This is a genomic window from Hoylesella buccalis ATCC 35310 (genome assembly GCF_025151385.1).
GTDB lineage: Bacteria > Bacteroidota > Bacteroidia > Bacteroidales > Bacteroidaceae > Prevotella > Prevotella buccalis.
Genome location: NZ_CP102287.1, coordinates 661,519 through 683,799 on the forward strand (window position 1 = coordinate 661,519; position 22,281 = coordinate 683,799).

General features: G+C 43.8%; 17 protein-coding genes and 2 pseudogenes. 6 read left to right on the top strand and 13 right to left on the bottom strand.

Translation table 11 applies throughout. The annotated features are described in order from the left end of the window. Positions 1-198 precede the first annotated feature (198 nt). Positions 199-1,164, top strand: coding sequence for a CfxA family broad-spectrum class A beta-lactamase (locus NQ518_RS02935; protein ID WP_004339683.1), 966 nt, complete (start codon positions 199-201; stop codon positions 1,162-1,164). A gap of 92 nt (positions 1,165-1,256) precedes the next feature. On the opposite strand, the gene NQ518_RS02940 is transcribed toward NQ518_RS02935, so the two are convergent. The 8 genes from NQ518_RS02940 to NQ518_RS02975 all read right to left on the bottom strand — a co-directional run bounded on the left by NQ518_RS02940 (position 1,257) and on the right by NQ518_RS02975 (position 10,656). Beyond that, complete coding sequence (locus tag NQ518_RS02940) at positions 1,257-2,660, bottom strand: hypothetical protein (protein WP_004292734.1); 1,404 nt, start codon at positions 2,658-2,660, stop codon at positions 1,257-1,259. Between the two features lie 282 nt (positions 2,661-2,942). Beyond that, a complete protein-coding gene (locus NQ518_RS02945) occupies positions 2,943-4,058 on the bottom strand; it encodes a DUF6371 domain-containing protein (RefSeq protein ID WP_004292742.1) in 1,116 nt (371 codons plus the stop codon). A gap of 3 nt (positions 4,059-4,061) precedes the next feature. Next, positions 4,062-5,159: an AAA family ATPase gene (locus NQ518_RS02950; RefSeq protein WP_004348225.1), complete on the bottom strand. Its 1,098-nt coding sequence runs from the start codon at positions 5,157-5,159 to the stop codon at positions 4,062-4,064. Between the two features lie 5 nt (positions 5,160-5,164). Beyond that, positions 5,165-5,539, bottom strand: a complete 375-nt coding sequence (locus NQ518_RS02955; RefSeq protein WP_004338328.1) for an excisionase family DNA-binding protein — start codon at positions 5,537-5,539, stop codon at positions 5,165-5,167. Between the two features lie 199 nt (positions 5,540-5,738). After that, positions 5,739-6,596: a transposon Tn4555 protein TnpC gene (gene tnpC / locus NQ518_RS02960; RefSeq protein WP_004339687.1), complete on the bottom strand. Its 858-nt coding sequence runs from the start codon at positions 6,594-6,596 to the stop codon at positions 5,739-5,741. Positions 6,597-6,843: 247 nt separating this feature from the next. Then, positions 6,844-7,962, bottom strand: a complete 1,119-nt coding sequence (locus NQ518_RS02965; RefSeq protein WP_004338318.1) for a tyrosine-type recombinase/integrase — start codon at positions 7,960-7,962, stop codon at positions 6,844-6,846. Positions 7,963-8,103: 141 nt separating this feature from the next. Beyond that, complete coding sequence (tnpA, locus tag NQ518_RS02970; RefSeq protein WP_004292844.1) at positions 8,104-9,039, bottom strand: transposon Tn4555 protein TnpA; 936 nt, start codon at positions 9,037-9,039, stop codon at positions 8,104-8,106. Between the two features lie 297 nt (positions 9,040-9,336). Then, positions 9,337-10,656, bottom strand: coding sequence for a leucine-rich repeat protein (locus NQ518_RS02975; RefSeq protein ID WP_227207559.1), 1,320 nt, complete (start codon positions 10,654-10,656; stop codon positions 9,337-9,339). Positions 10,657-11,029: 373 nt separating this feature from the next. Between NQ518_RS02975 and NQ518_RS02980 the strand changes: the two are divergent. The 4 genes and pseudogenes from NQ518_RS02980 (at position 11,030) to NQ518_RS02995 (ending at position 13,642) form a co-directional block, all read left to right on the top strand. Next, positions 11,030-12,262: pseudogene (locus NQ518_RS02980) on the top strand (aminotransferase class I/II-fold pyridoxal phosphate-dependent enzyme). Continuing rightward, positions 12,263-12,892 (top strand): annotated as a pseudogene (locus NQ518_RS02985) (TetR/AcrR family transcriptional regulator); the annotation flags it as partial. Between the two features lie 111 nt (positions 12,893-13,003). After that, positions 13,004-13,252: a hypothetical protein gene (locus NQ518_RS02990; protein WP_227207563.1), complete on the top strand. Its 249-nt coding sequence runs from the start codon at positions 13,004-13,006 to the stop codon at positions 13,250-13,252. Positions 13,253-13,474: 222 nt separating this feature from the next. Then, positions 13,475-13,642, top strand: coding sequence for a hypothetical protein (locus NQ518_RS02995; RefSeq protein WP_227207565.1), 168 nt, complete (start codon positions 13,475-13,477; stop codon positions 13,640-13,642). Positions 13,643-13,747: 105 nt separating this feature from the next. Here NQ518_RS02995 and NQ518_RS03000 read toward each other — a convergent pair whose 3' ends face one another. From NQ518_RS03000 to NQ518_RS03015, 4 genes are all read right to left on the bottom strand, one after another. Beyond that, positions 13,748-16,342 (bottom strand): transglutaminase-like domain-containing protein, encoded by a 2,595-nt coding sequence (locus NQ518_RS03000; RefSeq protein WP_374211130.1) that lies wholly within the window; start codon positions 16,340-16,342, stop codon positions 13,748-13,750. A 12-nt stretch (positions 16,343-16,354) separates the two neighbouring features. Then, complete coding sequence (locus NQ518_RS03005; RefSeq protein WP_227207575.1) at positions 16,355-17,116, bottom strand: copper homeostasis protein CutC; 762 nt, start codon at positions 17,114-17,116, stop codon at positions 16,355-16,357. 61 nt (positions 17,117-17,177) lie between these two features. After that, positions 17,178-17,618, bottom strand: a complete 441-nt coding sequence (gene rpiB / locus NQ518_RS03010; protein WP_227207567.1) for a ribose 5-phosphate isomerase B — start codon at positions 17,616-17,618, stop codon at positions 17,178-17,180. Between the two features lie 7 nt (positions 17,619-17,625). Beyond that, the gene (locus tag NQ518_RS03015) at positions 17,626-19,644 is read right to left on the bottom strand and encodes a transketolase family protein (RefSeq protein ID WP_227207577.1); all 2,019 of its coding nucleotides are present in this window, start codon (positions 19,642-19,644) and stop codon (positions 17,626-17,628) included. Between the two features lie 191 nt (positions 19,645-19,835). Here NQ518_RS03015 and NQ518_RS03020 point away from each other — a divergent pair, with 191 nt between their 5' ends. Continuing rightward, positions 19,836-20,903, top strand: coding sequence for a mannose-1-phosphate guanylyltransferase (locus NQ518_RS03020; RefSeq protein ID WP_227207569.1), 1,068 nt, complete (start codon positions 19,836-19,838; stop codon positions 20,901-20,903). Positions 20,904-20,986: 83 nt separating this feature from the next. On the opposite strand, the gene NQ518_RS03025 is transcribed toward NQ518_RS03020, so the two are convergent. After that, a complete protein-coding gene (locus tag NQ518_RS03025; protein WP_227207571.1) occupies positions 20,987-22,165 on the bottom strand; it encodes a glycosyltransferase family protein in 1,179 nt (392 codons plus the stop codon). Positions 22,166-22,281: the final 116 nt, after the last annotated feature.

The following is a 22,281-nucleotide window of genomic DNA, read 5'->3' on the forward strand; positions in this document are numbered from 1 at the left end:
GAAGTACGGGTCTGGGTACGGATTAAAAGGCTAAGTGATTATTTCCAGTCATTTAGCCTTTTTAATTATCTAATTTTTCCCCACATTTTCCCCACAGCTGTCTATTTATATATTTTAGAAACATATTTTTCCGTAAAGTTATGTACCTTTGTCGGCAAATAAAGATATTCTCGTCAAACAAATATAAATAATATAAACATGGAAAAAAACAGAAAAAAACAAATCGTAGTTTTGAGTATAGCTTTAGTTTGCATTTTCATCTTGGTATTTTCATTGTTCCATAAATCAGCGACAAAAGATAGCGCAAATCCTCCTTTAACAAATGTTTTGACTGATAGCATTTCTCAAATTGTCTCAGCTTGTCCTGGCGAAATTGGTGTGGCGGTTATTGTTAATAACAGAGATACGGTTAAGGTCAATAATAAGAGTGTTTATCCTATGATGAGTGTGTTTAAGGTTCATCAGGCATTAGCTCTTTGTAATGACTTTGACAATAAAGGAATTTCACTTGATACCTTAGTAAATATAAATAGGGATAAACTTGACCCAAAGACTTGGAGTCCTATGCTGAAAGATTATTCAGGGCCAGTCATATCATTGACAGTGAGAGATTTGCTGCGTTATACTCTTACTCAGAGTGACAACAATGCAAGCAACCTTATGTTTAAGGATATGGTTAATGTCGCTCAAACAGATAGTTTTATAGCCACACTCATTCCTCGTTCAAGTTTTCAGATAGCTTATACGGAAGAGGAAATGTCGGCTGACCATAACAAGGCTTACTCTAACTATACATCTCCTCTTGGTGCTGCAATGTTGATGAATCGTTTGTTTACTGAAGGTCTTATCGATGATGAGAAACAAAGTTTCATTAAGAATACGTTAAAAGAATGCAAAACAGGTGTAGATAGGATAGCAGCTCCACTTCTTGATAAAGAAGGGGTTGTTATAGCGCATAAGACAGGTTCAGGTTATGTTAATGAAAATGGTGTTCTTGCAGCTCACAATGATGTTGCCTATATATGTCTGCCTAATAATATCAGTTATACCTTAGCGGTATTTGTTAAGGATTTCAAGGGAAATGAATCACAAGCGTCACAATATGTTGCGCATATATCAGCTGTAGTATATTCTTTATTAATGCAAACTTCAGTAAAATCTTAAACTGCACTTGCTTTGATAATTAATGATAAACAATCTAAAAGCACTCTAATCGTTATCGGAGTGCTTTTAGATTACTAATCAAATTGCTTCTATTATAATTTGAATCCTCTACTTTTTCTTTCTTCCTGTTGCGGCACTCTTGCTCCATATCTAAGCCTGTGCCATTGCTCCCTGAACCAGTCGGCAATCGGCTTCCTGTTTATTGTCAGGTTCAGCCTGCTTTCATCGTCAGGGTCATTTTCCACCCTTAAAATATCATCCTTTATATCAAAGTTCCGCCTGTGTTGCTCGGAATAGATTTTACCGCTACATTTCAGGGCTTCTTTTTTGACTATAAGACTTTCAGTCATTTCTTTAGAGAATCCCAGCATGGCACAAAACTTTTCCATGCGCAGCATTTCCCTGAACATCGGAAACCACCTGAAAGCCTTGTCTATGATTCTGGCGAGCCGTGACAGTTCTTTTTCTTTCATGTCAAGTTCCTGCCTGTGCATTTCTCTGAGATTGTGGATTTGCGTATCATGCTGTTTCTGCATCTGCTGTACTTGGCTCTGCAATTTTTCAATATTGGTGTTCCGTTTTGAAACCTCGTCTTGCAGTTTTTCGTTGGCACGTTCCAGTTCTTTCAGTTTTCCACTCCCGAAAAGAGAAGCAACTCCACTAGTTATGGCTGTCGCTGCCGTGGTGGCTGTCTTCTTTAACTTGTCAGTGCGTATTTCTGATTTCACCTGTTTCAGTTCCTGCTCGGCAAGATTTATCTGTTCTTCTTTGTGCCGTTTGGCTGCATCCATGCGTTGCAGTTCAGCTTTCTGCTTCTCAATGATAAAGTCGTTCCGTTCCAGATGCTCCTTACCAGTGACAGCCTTTGACTGCCCGCGTTCCATCAGCAGGATGTCGGATGCAAGGGTCTGCATCTGCATCATGTCATCGTCATTGAGCTTTCGGCTCTTTCCTGTTTCGTGGTTCATCCAGTCGAAAACGATATGGGCATGATAGTTCGGCTTGAACCATCTGTCCCCGACTTTGAAGCTTTCCCTGTCTTCCGCTTCCGGCTGACCGTTCAGCCAATGCCCTTCATCCTTGTGCAGGAAGATTTGCAGCGGTGTGATTCCCCAGCGTCTTTGACACTCCTCACCGAATTTACGCACGTCTGCCAGTGTGGTGTCCGACCTGACAAGCAGCACTCCTTCACGTATGGGGGAGCATCCCGCAATCTTGACTATTTTACCGTTCTTGCCTTTGCGTTCACGCTCCTTTTCCTGCATGGCACGTCCGGTCTTTTCCTTTACCATCTGTCTGATATTGTCATAATGCATCCGCAAATCCGGACTGCCGAAGTCGGGATTTATCCACTGTTCGTTATCGGTGGATAGTTCAGGAACGACATAGATTCTGGACTCTCCGATGTGGCGCATGTATTCGGCAGTCCTCCTGTTGTGAGCCTCGCTCGATGCGATGTTGCAGGGCTTGATATGTATGCTTGATTTTGTTGCCATAGATACTTGTTTTTTGGTTTGTACTTTATTGTTTGCTTTTCCGCTGTCCGTAAACGCATGGGGTTCTTAGGGGTGCAACCCATAAGCGGAGATTGCAAAGAGAGGGTCACTCTTTGCTCTGGGTTCTCAGGGGAGAAACGCCCTGAGTGGGTCATTAGGGTAAAACCCTAATCCCCTCGGGAGAGCCCACAACTACGTAAGCGGAGCGTGTAGTTATAGTGGGCTATATCAATGGCAAGCCATTGTCTGCAAACTCCAGCCTACGGCTTCCGCTCTCCTCCGTCAGGGAGGTTTTTCATCATCGTTGCCGATTGGAGATGCACCGACCAGCACAAGGTCTAAATCGTCTATCAGTTTTTGCAGGACGGGATTCTTCTCTATCATCCGCTGGAGGATTCTCTCAGCCTCGACCAAGTGGTTGGCTGTACTCATCACCTTGCCCTCCCGTATCTGAAAGATAATCCAATCGGCTATGTCGATATGGGCTTCTTTTTGTTTCGGGGTGGCATTCCTTTCGATGATGTCCGAAACCACCACCTTACAAAAGTACATGCTCTCGGCTCGCTGTTTCCACTCGGCATAAGCATCGGCATCGGGAAAGAGAAGCACGGTTCGCCCTGACAGTACACGGAGTTTCTCTTCTCTCATCTGACTCTTACCACCCGTAGCCAGCCATACATAATCGGGGAAGATAGCAGAACCGATAACGGCACTCTTCTCGGATTCCACCAAGACCACCACCTTGTCGGGATGCGTTTTCAACAAGTGTTCCCCGAAAAGGCATTGGGATAGTTGCCAATCCTCTGCCAACACACGCTGCTTTTTCAATATGCTGTGTATCCAGTTCACTGCCGATGTCTGTCCTCCCTTGATACGGTGTCCGTCTTCGGGATTGTACTGCATCACCTTTCCCGTGCGTACCTTGCCCGTCCTGTCTATCTGCCAAAAGATAACAGAGCCGTCACGGGTAGCCCCCAAACGGTATTCCTCCAACAACCGCTTCAACACCTCTTTCGCCTTGTCGCCATAGTAGGAAGTAAGGAGTGTGAAGAGGAAACGGAAGAAATTGCTACGCTCGCTTTGCGACTTCTCCACATAGTGAGGGGGAATATAGCCGATGGCTGTCGGCTTACTTTGCTGCTTCACTTTCTTCTGCTCTGCTCTTTGCCTGTCAAAAGAGAAATCATTGGTAGTTCTGTGTTCAGGATGCTCTTGAAAATACTCTTTCGGAGTGTAGTGATACCCACAACCGCTTTCGTGGTTACATCTGCCGACCGATGGATGCAACGGCACATTATTTTCGTCCACGTAATAGACGAAAGAATGCCTGTCTCCGCATTTGGGGCAGGTATGCCGTGTTGCCGTTCCTTTATACTTCTGTAATGAATAATTGCCCATAGCTTAGTCCGTTTTTGATGGTTGATTGTCGGCTGTCCCATCCTGTCCCATTGTCCCACACTCTAAGGGTTGGGACAGTGGGACACTTGGGACACCTGCGTTTTTACTCTCTTTGCTGCGCTGGATGATACGGTTTACGGTGGACTTGCCACAATTCACCTGTGAGGCTATCTCCCTGACGGACTTGCCCGATTGGGAGAGTTGCAGAATTTGGCAATCCCTTTGGCTTGATTCATTGTCGCCCAATTTTTTCAAGTGTTCCTTTTCCGTGGAATAGCCCCTGAACACGAACTGCAAGAAAGCATCCACCTTGTCAATCTCGTAAACGATTACATTATCCGCATCATGAGAGAACGTGCCATAGCGCACTTTAAGCTGCTTCACATAGCGAAGCCCTCCGTCTTGGGCACTTTTTCCAATGGTGAACACGCTGTCAAAGAAATTGTAGAGCCGTTTGCTTCCGGCAAGGTCGTTGGATGTGATGGGACAATCCAAAGAGCGTTTGGGCGTATGTGCTAGGACAAGGATAGAGAGCGCATATCTCTTTTTGAGATTGTTCAGCTGAATCATCAGCCGTCCTGCGGCATCGCCTTTCTCCATGGCGCAACACAGGTAGGTAAGATTGTCAATGATGAAAATCTTGCAGTCGGTCTGCACAGCCATCTGTTCAATGCCGCCTATGATAGCTTCCTCAAAGTTGGCATCCAAAAGCTGGTTGCAGTCAATAGACACCCGATAGAGTTTGTCGGGAAAGGTGTAGAGCTCTCCATGCTCGTTGGTATAGCGGAGCTGGAACTGCTTTTCGGACAGTTCAAAGTCCAGATACAGCACATTGTCGGTTCGGGCGATGCGGTCGGCTATCTGCACGGCAAGGATGGACTTGCCCACGTTGGAATCGGCAAACAAGCAGGAGAGTTCCCCCTCGTACCAAAAGCTGTCCCACAGCGCACGGGGCGTAGGCAATAACGATGCTTCAAGAATGGTTTGGTTTGCCGTCTTGATATTCATCATGCCTACACTGTCGGGCATACCGTTATGCGCTTGGGATGCTTTTGTGAGGTCGCCACGTATCAGGTTGATATAGTTCTTATCCTCTTCCATATCATTCACCAGTTACGTGGGTTGGGCTTGCGACGGTGGGAAGAGGATAAGGACTTGTTCAGTTCCTCGTCTGACAACGGTATGGGATTCTTTCGGGCGGTTTCCAGCCACTTGTCCAGTTCGTCACGGTAAAGGCAATAGCGTTTGCCGGGCTTGGTGGCAGGGATTGTCCCTTCTGACAGTTTCATGTAGAGCGTACCCTTAGGGATACCTAAATACTCTGCTGCCTCGTCCACAGACATGGGCACGTGGGTGTCCACCGTTTTGGCATTGTTCACACTGCGCTGCTCGGCGAGCAGGCTTTTCAGGCTCATCACTTCGTCTCGAAGCTGAGCGACAACCTCGGGGAGGTCGTTGAAGGTAAGAATTGATTTTTCCATTCGCGTACTCGTCTCTTTTGTAAGACTTGGCGCAAAGGACTGAAATGATATATCCGTGAATATCTCCACGACACGTCATTGCAAAATAATTCCCGAATAATTAAGCCCAGCCATAAATGACGGGTAAAATTACTCGGGAAACGATGTAAAACAGGCGGTTATGAGTTACCGGATGGTTGTCGTTGGTGTCGTGATTATCCTAATTCCGCACATAATCCTCGGGATAGTGGAAATCAAGTTTGCCGTTTTCGGGTTCATCAATGGGAATTTCCGTCTTTAACGGCTCTACCTTGAAATTCTTGATGGTTGATAAGTCTGTATCAGCAAACGATTTCGGGAAAAGGGCTTTGATGAACTTGGCACGGTTATCCCCATTGTAGTATCTCTTGTACAGGAAACGCTCAGAGATATTCCATACGAAGTGACGGAGTGGAATGTTGTTGATGTCTTTGGTAAACGGTCTTTGTATGGGCTTCGGGGTATAAGTGTTAAGATTCATCCATTTGTCCACCTCAGTACAGATGTGGTTCACGGTTTCTTGGTCGGCAATGCGAGGCAGGTAATAATGGCAATACTCCATGACCATGCGGATGCGCTCTTCCTTTTCCCGTTGCTCTCTGCTTGCGTAATTGGCACGGTTCTTTTCGTGAAGATCCGGGGCGATAGTAAGCTCTATCGGTTGTGTTTGGATAAGTGTCTCTTCTTTTGTCGGGGATGATTCGGGTACAGGCTCAGGGACTGATGTAGGTCCAGGCACAGATGTGGCTTCTTCAAGTGTATTTTGTGACAGTTCTTCCTGCACCTCTATGGCTTCGGCAATCGTTTCTTTCTTGCCGAACTTGATTTTGTAGATTTCGTATGTATCAAAGATAAGTGTCTGAAAGGAGAGATAGAGCAACCATCCCAACAGGTTACAGCATACGAATACTATCCACCTGACAAAGTTGTCTTGGTTGAAGCTGTCCGCTATTACCAGCGTGGCAATGGAAGATATTAGGACGATGGCGAAGCCGACAAAGCCCAAGATGATGTATTTGTCCTTGATTGATGATTCCATATTTCGTTGAGAGATTGAATGTTCCTGTATTATTTTGTGCAAAGTTAATGCTATTTTTCCCAATTACTGCCCGTTATTTGCGGTTAGAACGGTCTTTTTCAATGTATTTCACGAAATGTCATCATATCATACTCTGTTTCATACTCTGAGGGGCTTATAAATGGTGGCATCAAGCCAAAAACATAGAGGGGCGATTATAGCCTTGTAGCCATAACCGCCCCTCTGAATACCTGTCAATGTGAGACATTTATGCCTCCTTGCGCTTCAAGGTTATCTTGTCCACCACCTGACACATCTGCTGCGCTGCTATCTTGGAATAGATTTGTGTGGTGGTAATGTTCTTATGTCCGAGATAGGCTTGGATGACAGCCATGTCCGTTCCCATTTCCACGTGCAGGCTTCCGAAGCTGTGGCGGGTACAGTGAAAGGTGATTTTCTTGGTTATCCCTGCTGCCGTGAGCCACCGTTGGAGTGGTCCTTGCAGCATCTTGTCCTTGAAATCCTCAAAGATAAGTCCCTCGCCCCGTTCTCCCAGCAGTCCATAGGCTTCATCACTGATGGGGTTATGCACTATTTCTTTGGTTTTCTGCATACGGGTGGTAACGAACATCCTGCCGTTGGTGTATGGTTGTATCTGCTGCCACGTGAGCTGTCTGATGTCGCTCTTTCTCAGTCCCGTAAGACAGGCGAAAAGAAAAGCTTTTTTCAAGACCTCCTCCTCACAGGGTGTTTCGGCAAGCCGTATCAGTTCCTCTTGGCTCAAATGCTCCCTGATGGTGGGAATGCACTCGATGCGGTCTAAGAAGCCGTTTGGGTTCTCCTTTATCTTCCTGTCACGGTAAGCGGTGTGCAGCACGGCACGGAAAGTTGACCAATAGCCTGCTGCGGAGTTGATGTGCAGCTTTTGGTTGGTGTGGATGGATTGGGGTGCATCAAGCAGGTATTCCATGAACTTGCGGCACAAATCCACATCCACCTCCTCAAAGGTGCATTTGCCGTTCACGAACCGCTGGAAATGCTTGTATACGTGCTGCCACTTGATATTCTTGCGGTCAGCCAGTCCTTTGAAATAGGCAAGGAAATCGCCCTTCATCTTGGTCTTGTCAAAAAAGCCGTTGTTTTCATTGAAAATGGCTTCGTAGCGCTGGTTGCGCAGGATGACCGCTTTCTTCATCATGCGTGCGTTGAAGTCCCGTTCCTGCTGGTTTGCAGGTTTGGCGAAGATGTAAATTCCTAAGGCTTCACGTGTAATCACTCTCATGGTGACATTGTCACGGTAGCCGGGATAGTAGTCAAGGCATAGTGAATACTGTGTCCCGTTCTTAATCTTGCGCTTACGCAAGGTAACTGTTTTGCATTTACTCATAATAATTATGTTTTAATTGGTTGTATACATTTTGGAGTTGTATCCATGTTTCCGATGGCAAAGGAACAACGTGAAATATCCGTGAATACCTCCACGATACATCATTTTGAAATAATTTTCGATAATCCCGATTTTTCACGGTTATTTGTTCCTTTCAGCCATGACACGCTCCACATCTGAGCGCAAAAGCAGGTTTTTCACACCCACCTTTATCTTTTCGATGTGCTTCACCTTGACGATATGGCAGATGTTGGCTGACGAAAGACCATAGATTTGCTGCACCTGCTCAACGGTATAGTAGCGTTCATCGTTCACAAGGTCAGTTCTGCGGAGTTCGTTCAAATGTGATTTGGAGTAATAGGTACGCCCGTACTCTCTTTTAGTGGGTATCTTATGGCGATAGGTGTAGGCACGGAGTGCGGTCGGCTTCATGCCGAACAGTTCCTCCACCTCCTCGGTCAGTAGCCAGTCGGTAATTTCGCTAATATCAACTGCCACACCGAAAAACTCGTCAATATGCTTCTTGCTGTAATAGTTCTTTCCTGCGATACGGCAGATGGGGATATGGTTACGCTTGGCGGAAGTGTAAAGCCATGACTGCTTTACCTTAAAAAGGGACATCACCTCCTCGCCCGAATAGAAGTCCAACACTTCTTCGCTTTCCTTTTCCCTTTTTTCTCTTTTGGCAGGTAAGGAAGATGAAGATGATTTCCTTGGTGTGGAGGTGTTGCCGGGCAGGATGCGGTGATAGGGATTGCCCTCCAACATCTGCTCGATGTCGGCTCTGCGGATGAATGCCATGCGGTTGCTGATGCGTGAGGCTTTCAGCTTGCCGATGGCTACAAGTTTGTAAATGTACTGTCGGGAACAGCCCATGAGGATGGCTGCTTTGGAAAAGGTGAGATACTCCTGATGCTGTATCTCCATCAAGGGTTGGGCGACTTTGAAGAGGTTGTTCTTCTGCATCACTCTGGCTCGTTTGGCTTCTGCCTGACAAGCCTCACTGCAATATCTTTGCATACCGCTTCGGGTTACAAAGGACTTGCCGCAAAAACTGCATTTTCTGGTTGCTTTCATACCGTTTTATCGTTTAATGGTTCATTTCTTCAATCCTATATCTCTGAAATGGTAAACGGATGTGAACGGAAGTCAACCATTGTCGCTTTTCTACACAGTGTGACTGTTTCCGCATATCGGGGCGGTTATTGTCGCTTGTCGTAAACGGTTGTAAACCCTTGTCAACTGTCTGCACGGTGTGACAAAAAACAAGCCCCGCAAATTCTCCACGTCAGAAATACGTCTCAAAAATATGTGGAAATTTGGGAAGCGACAAATGGCAACCGAAAAGTGTTAAATTTTAGAATATGCTGGTAATTAAAGATTTACACTCGGATATTTCTGATTAGTTTTGGTTGTTCTATGGTTATAAATACAATGTTTGAAGGCTTCAACTCCCATATTAACAACTGTAGCTGGAATTGTTAGTTCATTCAATGTAGATTTTGTCGTGAAAGCTTGATTTCCAATGGAGGTAAGGCTTACGTTGGATGTAAGCTTGATTTCTTGCAGTCTAATACATTCATAAAATGCTTTACTATTAATTTCCTCTACATCAGCAGGGATATCTATTGTCTTAAGGCTTTTACACCCAGCAAAAGCAGAATAACCAACTATTTTCAGATTTTTAGGGAGAATAATGCTCTTCAAATTAGTAGCATTGCTGAAAACTCCCGATGGTATCTCACCGTACATAAAAACATCTTCAAATATTTTAGATGAGCGCCAACCGAAATACTCATATGGATTTTGATTACCTGCAACTATATTACATTCTGAGAGGTCTATATCTACAGGATATTGGTATAGGCTTTCATTTGTATCCATGAATAAATTTCTCAACAAGATAAAATCAAGACCATTAATATTACCTATTAATTTAAGCGATCTGATACGACGAAGATTGGTTAAGTCATTTCCCATGAGCACTTGTAGGCAGCCCGGTTTCTTACATATTATGGTCGTTGTGTTAGTAAAAGGGGCAGGCTCCTGAACTAAGCATGGACCACAATCCTGATTTGCAGTTTTCCCATCAATTTTAAAATCAACAGAAGCGACTCTACCTAATCCCTCATTTTTATCAATGGCAACAGTTATTGCGTATTCATTGGCACCACTTGGAATAGTCTTAACCACTCTTGCCCACTTACAATCAGCAGGATAAACCTCAGCAGAAAGTTTTCCATTCGCCTTTACACGAATCTCGAAATCCCCTCCTTCTGAATCTTGATAATAGCAATTTTGATCCGAGATAATCTTGGATGAACCATCTTGAGTAATACCAATTATAATGGTCTTCCTCTGAACTTTTAAGAGAATATGTCCAACTCTCGAAGTAACATCTTTGTTCTCCAAGACCTCAATGTTCAGTTCGCCTTTCCCATTAGAGAATGTTAGAATAGGCTTTATCCAATCATCTTTAGATGAAGCAGAGACTCCCACTTGCTCATCAGTATAGAAAACAAGAGAAAGCATTTTCTTTCCATAGTCAGTTTTAATTCCATCATGAATCATTTTTCTTGATTCTTGCGACCAAGATATACCTATTTCCGATTCATCGTCATGGCACGATACTATAGTCATAGTAACCAATAGCGCGATTGCACACATTAGTGAATTGAAAAAATGTAGTCTCATGTGATTTTTGTTTAAAAGTTAATATTTTAATCGTTTCAAATAAAATTATATTCTTTACTATTCGAAAGGTAAAGATCAAATATCAATAGATTACTTTACCATGTATTTAGTCGTATATATTCAATGCCCATAAGGGTTATACAAGAACAGAGCTTCTTTACCGACTCTTTGCTCACAAATATATTTTTTTCAAGAGTATATTTCATAATTCAAAGCTAACAAATAAATAATACTAATTTTACAATCATGGGACAAATATACAAATCCATATTGTTTATAACAAGTAAAATCAGTTTTTATTTTTTCAAAATTTGCAATTTCTTAGTATTTTCGCTATATTTATGACATTATTTACTATATATACATTGTTTATATGAATAAAAATATTATTTCATTAAAGAATTTCGAGATTACTCCAAACGAGAATGTTATCGAGCGTAGCTAAAATTTCCAAAGTTACATTGACCAAATGGAGCAGTTCGGCTGCAAAAGTTATTGGGTCATGGCAAGAACAGGAGTTGGAGCCAAGATGCAAATCGAGGGCTATGACGGTGAGGTTTCCGCATACATTTCCAATGATTACCTTGATATGTCGTAAAGGACTGAGACCAAGGAGGCTGGTATAAATGCCGTCCTGAAATACGGTACAGGGGCAAGTGCCGCTCAAGCCATAGGAGGCTATTTAGACATCCATCAGCAGTTGGAACAAGGCATAGCAAAGTTTGTAGGACAACGAGATGCCATTCTATTTTCATCTGGCTTTGGCGCCAATGCGGGTCTGCTTCGTGCTATATTGGGGAAAAATGACATAGCCTACATAGATTCGTATATCCATACCAGTACCACAAGTGGTTTAATTGGAACCAATGTAAAGCATATAGGACACAACGACATTGACTATCTTGACATGATCCTTGAACGGGAAACGGGAAAATATCAGACTCGATTGGTCATCATTGATGGGGTTTATTCTCAAAATGGAGATTTGTCAAAACTCCCGGAATACATTGCAGTCTGCAAGAAACACAATTGTCTCCTTATGATAGATGATGCCCACGGTATCGGAGTTATGGGAGAAAGTGGCAAGGGAACTGCCGAATATTATAATTGTCTGGAGCAGGTTGATATTATTACAGGTACTTTCAGTAAATCTTTCGGGTGTTTCGGCGGTTTTGTCGACGCGTCAGAAAAACTGATTCAGTATCTGAGATATTATGCTGACAGTAATGTCTTTTCCGCAGCAATGACTCCACAGGTTGCAGCATCTTCACTGAATGCACTGGAACTCATACAGATACAACCAGAGATTCGCAAGAAGTTGTGGGCTAATGTCAATTATCTGCGCAAACGACTGACAGAGGAAGGCTTTGATATAGGCTGCTCGGTATCAGCCATATTTCCTATTATGGTAAGAGACAATAGAAAAGTATATGAAATAGCACGTGAATTACAAAAAAGATGTATCTTTGTAAGCGGTATCACATATCCTGCGGTAAGAACCAAAGAAGCACGGCTTAGAGTTAGTGTATTGGCTTCTCACGAGATAGAACAGTTAGAGCAATTAGTGACTGCTCTTTTGGAAATCAGAAAATCAATTCCTTTTTAGATGGCAGAAGAAGAAAATAAACCCAAAAGATACAGAAGGACAAATGTCGATATACAGGCAGACATTATCAAGGCAGCAGAAAGTCTGATTAAGAAAAAAGGCTTTGCATCAATGCTGGTGACAGAGCTTATCAAGAAAGCCAGAATAGAGCCGCTTGTGTTCTATAACAGATATGACAATCTTAGCAAATTTTATGATGAATTCGTTAAGAGGTATGACTATTGGTTTAAGGATGTGCTCACTGGTGTTCAATTTCCTACAGATTCAGAATTGGGCTATATCAGTATTTTCAAGGATGTACAGAAAGCACTTCAAGATAAATCAGTGATGTTGGAACTGTTACGCTGGGAGATTGCTGAAGGAAATGAGACCACAGTCCGTACGGCCATGCTCAGAGAAATGCACACTTTACCTCTTGTCAATATCTATGAAGAGAAATTCAAGGACACTGGTATTGATATATCCGCCATATCATCCCTGATAATCGGTGGCATTTATTACCTTAACCTTCACAGAGAGCGTTCCAAATTCTCAGACATTGACTTGAATACGGAACAAGGTAGAAAACGTATAGAAAATGCCTTAGAGGAACTTGGACACATGATATTCCACTACCATGAAGTTAATAATTAGTGTTTACTGAATAAATTATAATCTTTTGATATACAATAAAATATATCGTTTTATCTTTGGTTGTTTAACACAAGATTCGTACCTTTTCAGTGTTAAATCATGAGTGAGATGAAGTATACTTCACATTTGAAACAGTTATCGGTCGATATGTTCCGTTCATCTTTTGATGAGCTGGACAAGAATAATCGCTGGGTAAAATTAGGCGATCTTCTTCCATGGACAGAACTGGAAAAGGTATACAACTCCAGACTTGACAATGAAGTTAAAGGTGCAGGTAACAAGCCTGCCCGCATGATTATCGGTGCATGTGTCATCAAGCCTAAGTTTTCCCTTTCTGACGAGGATACACCTTTATAGACCAACCACAGCTGGGATGCCTACAACGAAAGTACTGATCTCTCACTACATATTCAACTTTTCAAAGAACGATTCGGATACCTTCCCGCTACTATTCTTGCAGACAAGATCTACATGAACCATGCAGACAGAAGGATTCTCAAAGAATATGAGATAAAGACTTACAGCAAACCATTAGGTTGACCGCCAAAGGAACCTAGAAGTCCCGAATATCTCAAGAAGATGGCCAAGGCCGTCGGAGAACGAAACGAAGTCGAATGCTCTTTCGGCACAGGCAAGAGAGTCTATCAAGCCAATAACATCAGAGCCAAGCTTCCAGAAACAGCAGAATGTTGGACAGGAATGTGCTACTTTGTCAAGAACGTGATGAAGTTCCTCAGGGAACTTTGACTTGCTCTTTTCGAAATTAAGCTCAATTTATGGGCAAATGCCATTGCAAAGTTTAGAGTCCGCTGCTTTGCAGTCATGGCGATTTATTAATTCAGCGAACACTAATTACAATTTACTTAGCGTGTTATACAGTTGTTCTCCAAGACCTATGGTATATCCTTGAGATAAAAATACCACACGGTTAAAGGTGTCGGCAATGATGAAGATGGGCAACTGGCGAGCATCTTGCAGTTTCATTTGTGCCACGATTTGCTTCTTGATAGCACCGTCTTTGTCTACACCAAAAATAGTTTTGTTGGGTAGCTCTCCGAAGTCACTGGACTTGAACTTCTTGGCTTCCGCTTCTGACTCAAACAAAAGTACAAAAGGTCTGCCCAAACGGTCAAATTCGTCTTTCAGCTTAGCAATGTCGCGCAGGGTGTGGTTGGTGGGTTCTTGTCCCACACCGATAAGGCCCAAAATAAAATATCCTCTGCCTGTTTGCGACAGGATGCTAACCTCTTGGGCATCTTTCACAAACTTCGACTCGCTATCAAAGTTGCCAATCACGCTGATCTCTGTTTTGGAGGTACGAAGTTTCAAGTCAATCGTAGTTGTTTGTCCTTCCACGATGTTGAATATCTGATGGCTCTCTTTCACATTTCCACTGGCCATGCGAGTGCCGGTGACCAGGAAATAGGTTCCTGTATCCAGGCTCGTTCCATCCTTGAATGTGTTTTTCCAACTTGTTCCGCCGCCCATGTCAACCTGACCTTCATCAAAGTTTAGCAAAACTGGAATACCATTTTCTATTTTACTGATGCTGAAATGGTTATAATACTTAGGGTCATCCAGATATTTGGATGACGAATAGCTTAAAACCAACTTCCCTTTTGGAGCTGTTTTCTGTTTTTCTGTCTCAAAATCAACATCCATCCATTGGCCATTTTGGCGATATTGAACTTTAGAAGTAACCACGTCCTTTCGTGCTTCGATACCAATACTACGGGCCAAGTCGACAAAGAAAATATCTCTTGAGCGAGCATCTGCAAACCTTGACTTCCACACGCCGATGGGCGTTTGTGCAATTTTTAAGGCCTCGTTATCTGGGTTGATGCGTATGTTTTTTTGAATCCATTCAACAAGCAATGCCGGATTTTGCTGAAACTTTTTGGTTGTTGCTGCGTCAAAGGCATTTTGCAATTGCTGTTTGAAGGGCAGGATAATCATTTCGTTCTCAACTCTTGGACTCAATTGGTTGCTCTTCGCCAAGAGATGGTCTTCGAGAATGTCCATGGTGATGTCACGCAAATCTTTGTCACTCAGCGTCTTCAATAGTGACAATATTCTTCCTTCTTTCTCTGGGTACTTGTCATAAAAGTTCTTGATGACCCGCCAGTTGCCTCGTGCTTTCACTAACAATTGTGACAGCTCACGCTCATCTGCAGCATGATAGAAAGTTGATTCGTATGCTTTTCTGATGCTGTCTTCTTGCGCAAATCTAAGTTTATTCTTTGCATTCATTTCCTCTGTCACTTGTGGTATTCGTGCTTTCTCTGGCGGAGGCACAATGTCAAGAGAATCTAATGGGTGGATTTTTCTCACCAGGTCAGTCTTCTGCGATCGGTTGAGACGAATGGTTACCTGTTGATCTTGGCCAAACGATGCTTTGGAAAACCCGTAATATCCATCTTTTGAGGCCCAAACCAGCAGGTCGCCCTTGCCAGCTGTGAGGAACGTTTTGCCCTTTTGATCCGTAAATTTCCTTACCGCAGTATAAAATTCAGCATAGTTGTATATCTTGAAATCTACCTGTGCGTGATTGACGGGGTTTCCGTTTTGGTCCACAACGGTAAAGTCTGCTCGTGCGGTCTCGGCATAATGGTCAATCAGATTGATTTCCGTAAAATTGGAAGTGCGCAAAACAATCTCTTCAGGCCCGTCATAATGCCCGAAAACCCTTGTGTGCATGAGCATAGCTCTCGATGCCGGCGCGTTAAACCAGCCAAGGTTCAGTACCGGTTCGGGCTCGCAGGCACCCAGAAAATACCACTTGCCGTCTGCCCAAGCTTCAACCCATGCATGGTTATCGTCAGTGTGGGCCCAACGTGGGGTGTATACTTGTCGGGCCGGAATGCCCACTGCTCTGAGCGCAGCAACAGTAAAAGTACTCTCTTCTCCGCAGCGTCCCTGTGCGTTCTTCATGCAGGCTAACGGAGACAGCGTACGGGCATCGGATGGGGTATAGGTGACATGTTCGTGGCACCAATGGTTCACTTCCAGGATTGCATCTTGCATGCTCATGCCTTGAATGCGGTCTTTCAGCATGCCATAAAAAACCTTTCTGGCATCGTCAAGGTTTTCGTTGTTGACACGCAGCGGCATGACAAAATGGCGAAACAACAGCTGTGGCACCTTTGTTCCCCAGGGCATGGCTCGTTGTGTGGTGAAAGTGCTTCGGATATTCTCTAAGTAAAAACGAGTAGGGTAGTCAGTAACGTCGGCAACAGGCATGTAAGCATATAGAAAATGCAAGGCATCCAGTTCGTCATTTGTCAACTTCAACCCCTTGATGTCAAAGAATTTGGGTCCTATTTGTTTCATTCTTTCATTAAAAGTTTGAAGGACCTCTTGTCGCTGTTCGTTGTCTTTGAAAATTAAAGATGCTTGGCAGAGTTGGAAACAAAATAGCATCAATAGGATTAGGCTTGCTTTTTTCATAGGTTGAATGGATTATCTTGTTGAATGAAGAAGTGCTTGTATCGTGTTTCTCACACGCCTTTCTGTTGTTACCTCCGTGGTCATTTCATCCTGACCCGCCATTCCCATATAAACGGATGGGTTATGGTATTCCATCTGACTGTAAACACTTTCTCTGGCAGAAAAATGGAATTCTTTGACAAGCGTGCACTGGGCGATGTGTGCGATGTTTGTTTCGTTGATGCCGCAACCAGCAAGAATGTTGATTCTCCCTTGTGCCCTGTCTTGCAATTGCTTTAACATTTCGATACCTTCTTCCGCAGTTGGCTGCTGTCCGGATGTCAGTATGCGGTCGAACCCAAGGTCTATCAGCTGTTTAAGAGCTTCAAAAGGATTCTTACATCGATCAAAGGCTCGGTGGAAAGTCGTAGACATTCCGTTGGCATGCGATAAAAGTAGCTGGTTGTTTTCTATGTCAATGCCACCATCTTTGGTCAGGCAACCAAACACGACGCCATCTACACCCAGTTGTTGACAGATGTCAATGTCTGCCAACATACACTTGATGTCAAGCGGTGTGTATAGGAAATCGCCTCCACGTGGTCGGATAATCACATGCAGGCGCGTTTTCTTAAGGTGTTCTCTTGCCATCTTGATGTCGCCATAAGAAGGCGTTGTGCCACCTTCTGGAATACCGGCGCACAGTTCAACACGGTTTGCACCACCAGCCTGAGCAGCCAAGCAGCTCTCAACACTGTTTGCGCATATCTCGAATTGATAATCGTTATCGCTCATCAGGATGTAGATAGAAATAAAAAACATCAAGAGAACCAAGGAGGCTCTCCTGATGTTCACGTTATTGAATACGTATTTTTGCTATTCTGCGGGCATGTCGTCCACCTTCGAAATCGGTAGAAAAAAACTCGTCAAGAATCTTTCTTGTCGTCTCCTTGTCAACAAATCTTCCCGGCAGAACCAACACGTTGGCGTCGTTATGGAGGCGAGTCAAGTGAGCAATCTCGGGCGACCAAGCCAGTCCGGCACGTATTCCTTGATGCTTATTGAGCGTCATGCTCATTCCTTCTCCCGAACCACACACACCGATACCGGGATAGACGTCACCCCGCTCAATGGCATTGGCTAAGGCATGGGCGTGATCGGGATAATCACAAGAGGATGTGCTGTTGGTGCCATAGTCTTTGTACGAAATACCTTTCTCTTCAAGGTATTGCTTGATAAACTCTTTTATTTCATAGCCAGCATGATCACATGCGAGGCCAACTGTCTTGATATCCATGACAAAATTATTCAGATAGATATTCTTTTACCTGCTTGTATACATTCTCAGCCGTGAAGCCTAACTTTTCGTCCAACACCTTATAAGGTGCAGAATAGCCGAAGCTCTCAAGTCCAAAGACTTTTCCATTGGCTCCAACCAGGCCTTGTAAGGTTACTGGTAATCCTGCTGTCAGACCGAAAATCTTTGCATCTTTCGGAAGAATGGACTCTTGATATTCTCTGCTTTGACGGCGGAACAACCCTTCAGACGGCACACTGACAATGCGCGTCTTGATGTTGTCGTTTCTCAATAATTTTGCACCGGCAACCAAAGTTGACACTTCTGAGCCGCTGGCCAACAAGATAACGTCATATTGTTCGTCGCTGCCAGCAACGATGTATGCACCTTTACGTGCTTCTTGGTAGTTGTTTCCTTCTGGCAAACTCTCAATGGCCTGACGTGAAAGGATGAGTGCCGTCGGTGTATCCATGTTTTCCATGGCCATTTGCCAACACACTGTTGTCTCTTCAACGTCTGCAGGACGAAACACTCTGACGGAATCTTTTCCATGATGGTTCTTTAACTTTTCCATCAATCTGATTTGTGCTTCCTGCTCCACAGGCTCATGGGTAGGACCATCTTCACCAACACGGAATGCGTCGTGTGACCAAATGAACTTGATGGGAACTTCCATCAATGCGGCCAAACGAACGGCCGGCTTCTGATAATCGGAGAAGACGAAGAAGGTTCCACAGGCAGGAATGACGCCACCGTGCAGGTACATGCCAATGCACATACAGGTCATGGTAAGCTCACTGACGCCAGCTTGGAAGAAAGCACCAGTGAAATCGCCTTTCACCATGCTCTGCGTTTTTTTCAAGAAACCATCTGTTTTGTCCGAATTGGATAGGTCGGCAGACGAACAAACCATGTTAGGAACCTGTTCGGCCAGGACACTAAGGCATACTGATGAAGCAGCACGAGTGGCCTGTCCTGGTTTCTGTTCAACCTTGCTCCAATCAATTTGAGGAGCATTACCAGAGAACCAGTCTTGCATTTGTGCCGACAACTCTGGATTTTTCTCAGCCCATGCCTTTTCTTCAGCATGACGTTGGGCAACAATCTCTCGCAGTTCGTCCTGGCGTTTGTCGTACATTGCTTGGACTTCTTGGAAGATTTCAAAAGGATTATCGAGGTTTCCGCCCAGATTAAGTACTGTTTTAGTGTAAGCATCACCGCCAAGTGGGGCACCGTGTGTTTTCACATTACGCTCGTAGCTGCTGCCATCAGCTTTCAAAGCCCCCTTACCCATGGTAGTCTTGCCTATGATGAGCGTGGGTCGGTGCTGTTCCGTCAGGGCTGCGTCCAATGCTTGACGAATCTCAGTAACATCATTACCGTTGATGGTCAATACGTTCCATCCCCATGATTGATATTTCATTGCTGTATCTTCTTGCGTTACAGCATCGCAATCCGTCGAGAGCTGAATGTCGTTAGAATCGTAGAACATGATGAGATTGTTCAGCCCCAACGCACCTGCCAACCGGCCTGTTCCTTGGGAAATCTCTTCTTGAATGCCACCATCCGATATATATGCATATATCTTATGTTGCATCATGGTTTTTCCAAGCTTGGCTTCCAGGAACTTTTCCGCCACAGCTGCACCGGCAGCAAAGGTGTGTCCTTGACCTAAAGGTCCAGATGTGTTTTCTATTCCTCGAGTGATGTCACGTTCGGGATGGCCCGTTGTTGGCGAGTCCCACTGTCTGAAATTCTTCAATTCATCAATCGTATATTTACCTTGCAAGGCAAGTGTGGAGTAAAGCATGGGCGACATGTGACCTGGGTCAAGATAAAAACGATCTCTTCCAGCCCAAGTTGCATCGTCTGGGTCGTACACCAAGTATTCTGAAAAAAGCACATTAATAAAATCAGCACCGCCCATAGCACCTCCTGGGTGGCCAGAGTTTGCCTTTTCTACCATGGAGACAGCAAGAATTCTGATGTTGTCTGCCGCACGGTTCATAGTTTTTAAGTCATTCATCATGTTATAGTTATAATATTAGTTTTTTCGATGTAAGTATAATTTAAGGTATACAGATAAAATGTATACACTTGCAAAGATAGCATATTGATTTGAGAATAGCGATTGATTGTCAACGTTTTTACATCATTTTTTGTCGTTTGTGATTTATTATCACTATATTTGCATAAGAAAACAATATTTGGTTATATATGGAAAAAACACACAACCATTTGGTAATTATGGCAGGTGGAGTAGGGAGCCGCTTTTGGCCCATGAGTACAAGTGATAAACCCAAGCAGTTTATTGATGTATTAGGAGTTGGCAAATCCCTTTTGCAACTCACTTTGGACAGATTCAGTGGACTTTGTTCTCCCGATCACGTTTGGATTTTGACCAATAAGAAATATTTTCATCTTGTGCGTCAACAGCTTCCTGATGTCCCCGTTGAAAACATCCTTCAGGAGCCCATGCGCCGTAATACGGCACCCTGTATAGCATACGTCAGTTGGCGTATCAAGTCGTGTGACCCGCAAGCTAACATCGTAGTGACGCCCAGTGACCATGTTGTCACTAATGGAGTTGAATTCCAAAGAGTAGTCAAATCTTGTTTAACTTTTGCCAACGAAACAGATGCAATCATCACCTTGGGAATGAAACCCAACAGACCTGAAACAGGGTATGGTTACATCCAAGCAGATTTAACCTCCAGTTCGTTGCGTAACAAAGAACTTTTCAGGGTAGATAGATTTAGGGAAAAACCAGATTTACAGACCGCACAAGAATATATCGAGCAGAGCAATTTTTTCTGGAATGCCGGCATCTTTATTTGGAACGTTAAAACAATCGTCAATGCCTTCAGGGTATATGTGCCAGCAATGGCTAAGATTTTTGAGAGCATGATGGATATCTATGGTACCAAAGAAGAACAACAGGTCATCGACGAACGATATGGTGCGTGTGAAAACATCTCTGTAGACTATGCGATTTTAGAGAAATCTGAAGAAATCTTTGTGTGTCCAGCAGAGTTTGGATGGAGTGATCTGGGTACCTGGAGTTCGCTACTTCAGCAAACTAAGCGCGATCTGTACGGCAATGGCATCATCGGAGAGAATATTTCTTTGTATGACACTCATAATTGCATCGTACATGCGACACAGGCCAAACAAGTTGTCATCCAAGGACTTGATGATTGTATTGTCGCCGAAAAAGATGGTGTCTTATTGATTTGTAAGCTGGCAGAAGAGCAACGCATCAAACAATTTTCTGGCGAAAACTGAATGAATTGAGGAGTCATGCTGTTGCATGTCATGATTCCTCCATTCACTTTGATGAGCACCTATTATATATAGTGGTGGATTTATCAGTAATTTTTGAAGGAAAAATTGTGCAAAAGGCTCTTCACTAACAGTTTTCTTCCAAACCTCGTTAGACCGTAGCCTTTGTTGGTTGCAGTGTTGTTGTATTGCTCCACGGCTGCCTCCAACCGCGCAACAATCATCATTTTGGCGCCATTTTCCCAGGTACGAAATTCCGTTTTTTCCATATATTGCTGACTAAATGCAATAAGTTGGTCCATGTTGAAGCTATCTGACTTGATTCCAGCCCCTTCCAACGTGGCCTCATGCGCATTGCACTCTTGTTCGACATGGACAGGTACCATCATCGCGGGCTTACCCATATACATGGCTTCGCATACCGACTCAAAACCACCAGTTGTTGCATAAGCCTTACAATTGGCCAGATAATATAAAAATTTCTGATCGTCAATGCGATGAAAAGTCAGTGTGTCGTCAATCTGTGTGGTTTCTTCCGCATCCTTTTTGTCCCAGAAAAAGTGCAGCGAGATATCTCGATGATTGGCATGCCACTGCATCACCGAGTCACTGAACCCAGCATTGATGATATAGCCCGTCATGTAATCACCCTTACCTCTTTGTATCTTTAGTGCCTCATCACGTAATAATGGTGGTACAACAGATAGGTTTTCTTCATCGTAATCGCCAGTTTTCCTAAACGACAAGCCTAACTTACGCGTGGCGCCCAGGCATGTTGCTCGCGTGAACGCCAACATGAGGCGTTGGCTCGCTTTATGTTTTTTCGGGAAAGGGTAGGATGGATGCAAAAACATGTACTGATGACCGATGCACACTTCTGGTACGCCGGGCCGAAAAAGAAAATAGGTTAATCCTGTGAGGACTTCATAAAAATTGACGACCAGGTCGGCACCACTCGCTTGGATATGCTCATGAAGATATCGAATGCTCGACAGGTATTTAGGCGATTTAAAAATGTTGTAGATGATAGATCGAGTAAGTCCTACCTTCTGGTTTGCTTTTGACGGTAGAAAGTTAGGGCTGAGGAAGCCAAAGACAGGGGCTTGTGTTCGATGAAGAAAAAAGGAGGGTACTTCCCTAGACCGACTTCTACCGACAAGTATCTCGGTTACTTCGTGGCCACAATCACGAAGTGCTTTCTCTAAAGTCAAGGCTTGTGTCAGATGTCCTCTGCCTTCACCTTGTACAATGAATATGACTTTCATTTTTTTTCTGTGTTATCTTATTTTGCTTACAAAAATAAAGGAGTGTTGTTACAAAACCGTGTAAAAAAGATAACATTTCATAGAAAAAAGAAAGATTTTAATTCTACTGTGATTAT

Bases quoted from the DNA above. Each gene is read 5' to 3' on its own strand.
- NQ518_RS02995 (WP_227207565.1), top strand. From the start codon at position 13,475: ATGGCCAAGGCCGTCGGAGAACGAAACGAAGTCGAATGCTCTTTCGGC.
- tnpA (WP_004292844.1), bottom strand. From the start codon at position 9,039: ATGAAAGCAACCAGAAAATGCAGTTTTTGCGGCAAGTCCTTTGTAACC.
- NQ518_RS02955 (WP_004338328.1), bottom strand. From the start codon at position 5,539: ATGGAAAAATCAATTCTTACCTTCAACGACCTCCCCGAGGTTGTCGCT.
- NQ518_RS02935 (WP_004339683.1), top strand. From the start codon at position 199: ATGGAAAAAAACAGAAAAAAACAAATCGTAGTTTTGAGTATAGCTTTA.
- rpiB (WP_227207567.1), bottom strand. From the start codon at position 17,618: ATGGATATCAAGACAGTTGGCCTCGCATGTGATCATGCTGGCTATGAA.
- NQ518_RS02975 (WP_227207559.1), bottom strand. From the start codon at position 10,656: ATGAGACTACATTTTTTCAATTCACTAATGTGTGCAATCGCGCTATTG.
- NQ518_RS03020 (WP_227207569.1), top strand. From the start codon at position 19,836: ATGGAAAAAACACACAACCATTTGGTAATTATGGCAGGTGGAGTAGGG.
- NQ518_RS02990 (WP_227207563.1), top strand. From the start codon at position 13,004: ATGAAGTATACTTCACATTTGAAACAGTTATCGGTCGATATGTTCCGT.
- NQ518_RS02965 (WP_004338318.1), bottom strand. From the start codon at position 7,962: ATGAGTAAATGCAAAACAGTTACCTTGCGTAAGCGCAAGATTAAGAAC.
- NQ518_RS03000 (WP_374211130.1), bottom strand. From the start codon at position 16,342: ATGAAAAAAGCAAGCCTAATCCTATTGATGCTATTTTGTTTCCAACTC.
- NQ518_RS02945 (WP_004292742.1), bottom strand. From the start codon at position 4,058: ATGGGCAATTATTCATTACAGAAGTATAAAGGAACGGCAACACGGCAT.
- tnpC (WP_004339687.1), bottom strand. From the start codon at position 6,596: ATGGAATCATCAATCAAGGACAAATACATCATCTTGGGCTTTGTCGGC.
- NQ518_RS03005 (WP_227207575.1), bottom strand. From the start codon at position 17,116: ATGAGCGATAACGATTATCAATTCGAGATATGCGCAAACAGTGTTGAG.
- NQ518_RS02940 (WP_004292734.1), bottom strand. From the start codon at position 2,660: ATGGCAACAAAATCAAGCATACATATCAAGCCCTGCAACATCGCATCG.
- NQ518_RS03025 (WP_227207571.1), bottom strand. From the start codon at position 22,165: ATGAAAGTCATATTCATTGTACAAGGTGAAGGCAGAGGACATCTGACA.
- NQ518_RS03015 (WP_227207577.1), bottom strand. From the start codon at position 19,644: ATGAATGACTTAAAAACTATGAACCGTGCGGCAGACAACATCAGAATT.
- NQ518_RS02950 (WP_004348225.1), bottom strand. From the start codon at position 5,159: ATGGAAGAGGATAAGAACTATATCAACCTGATACGTGGCGACCTCACA.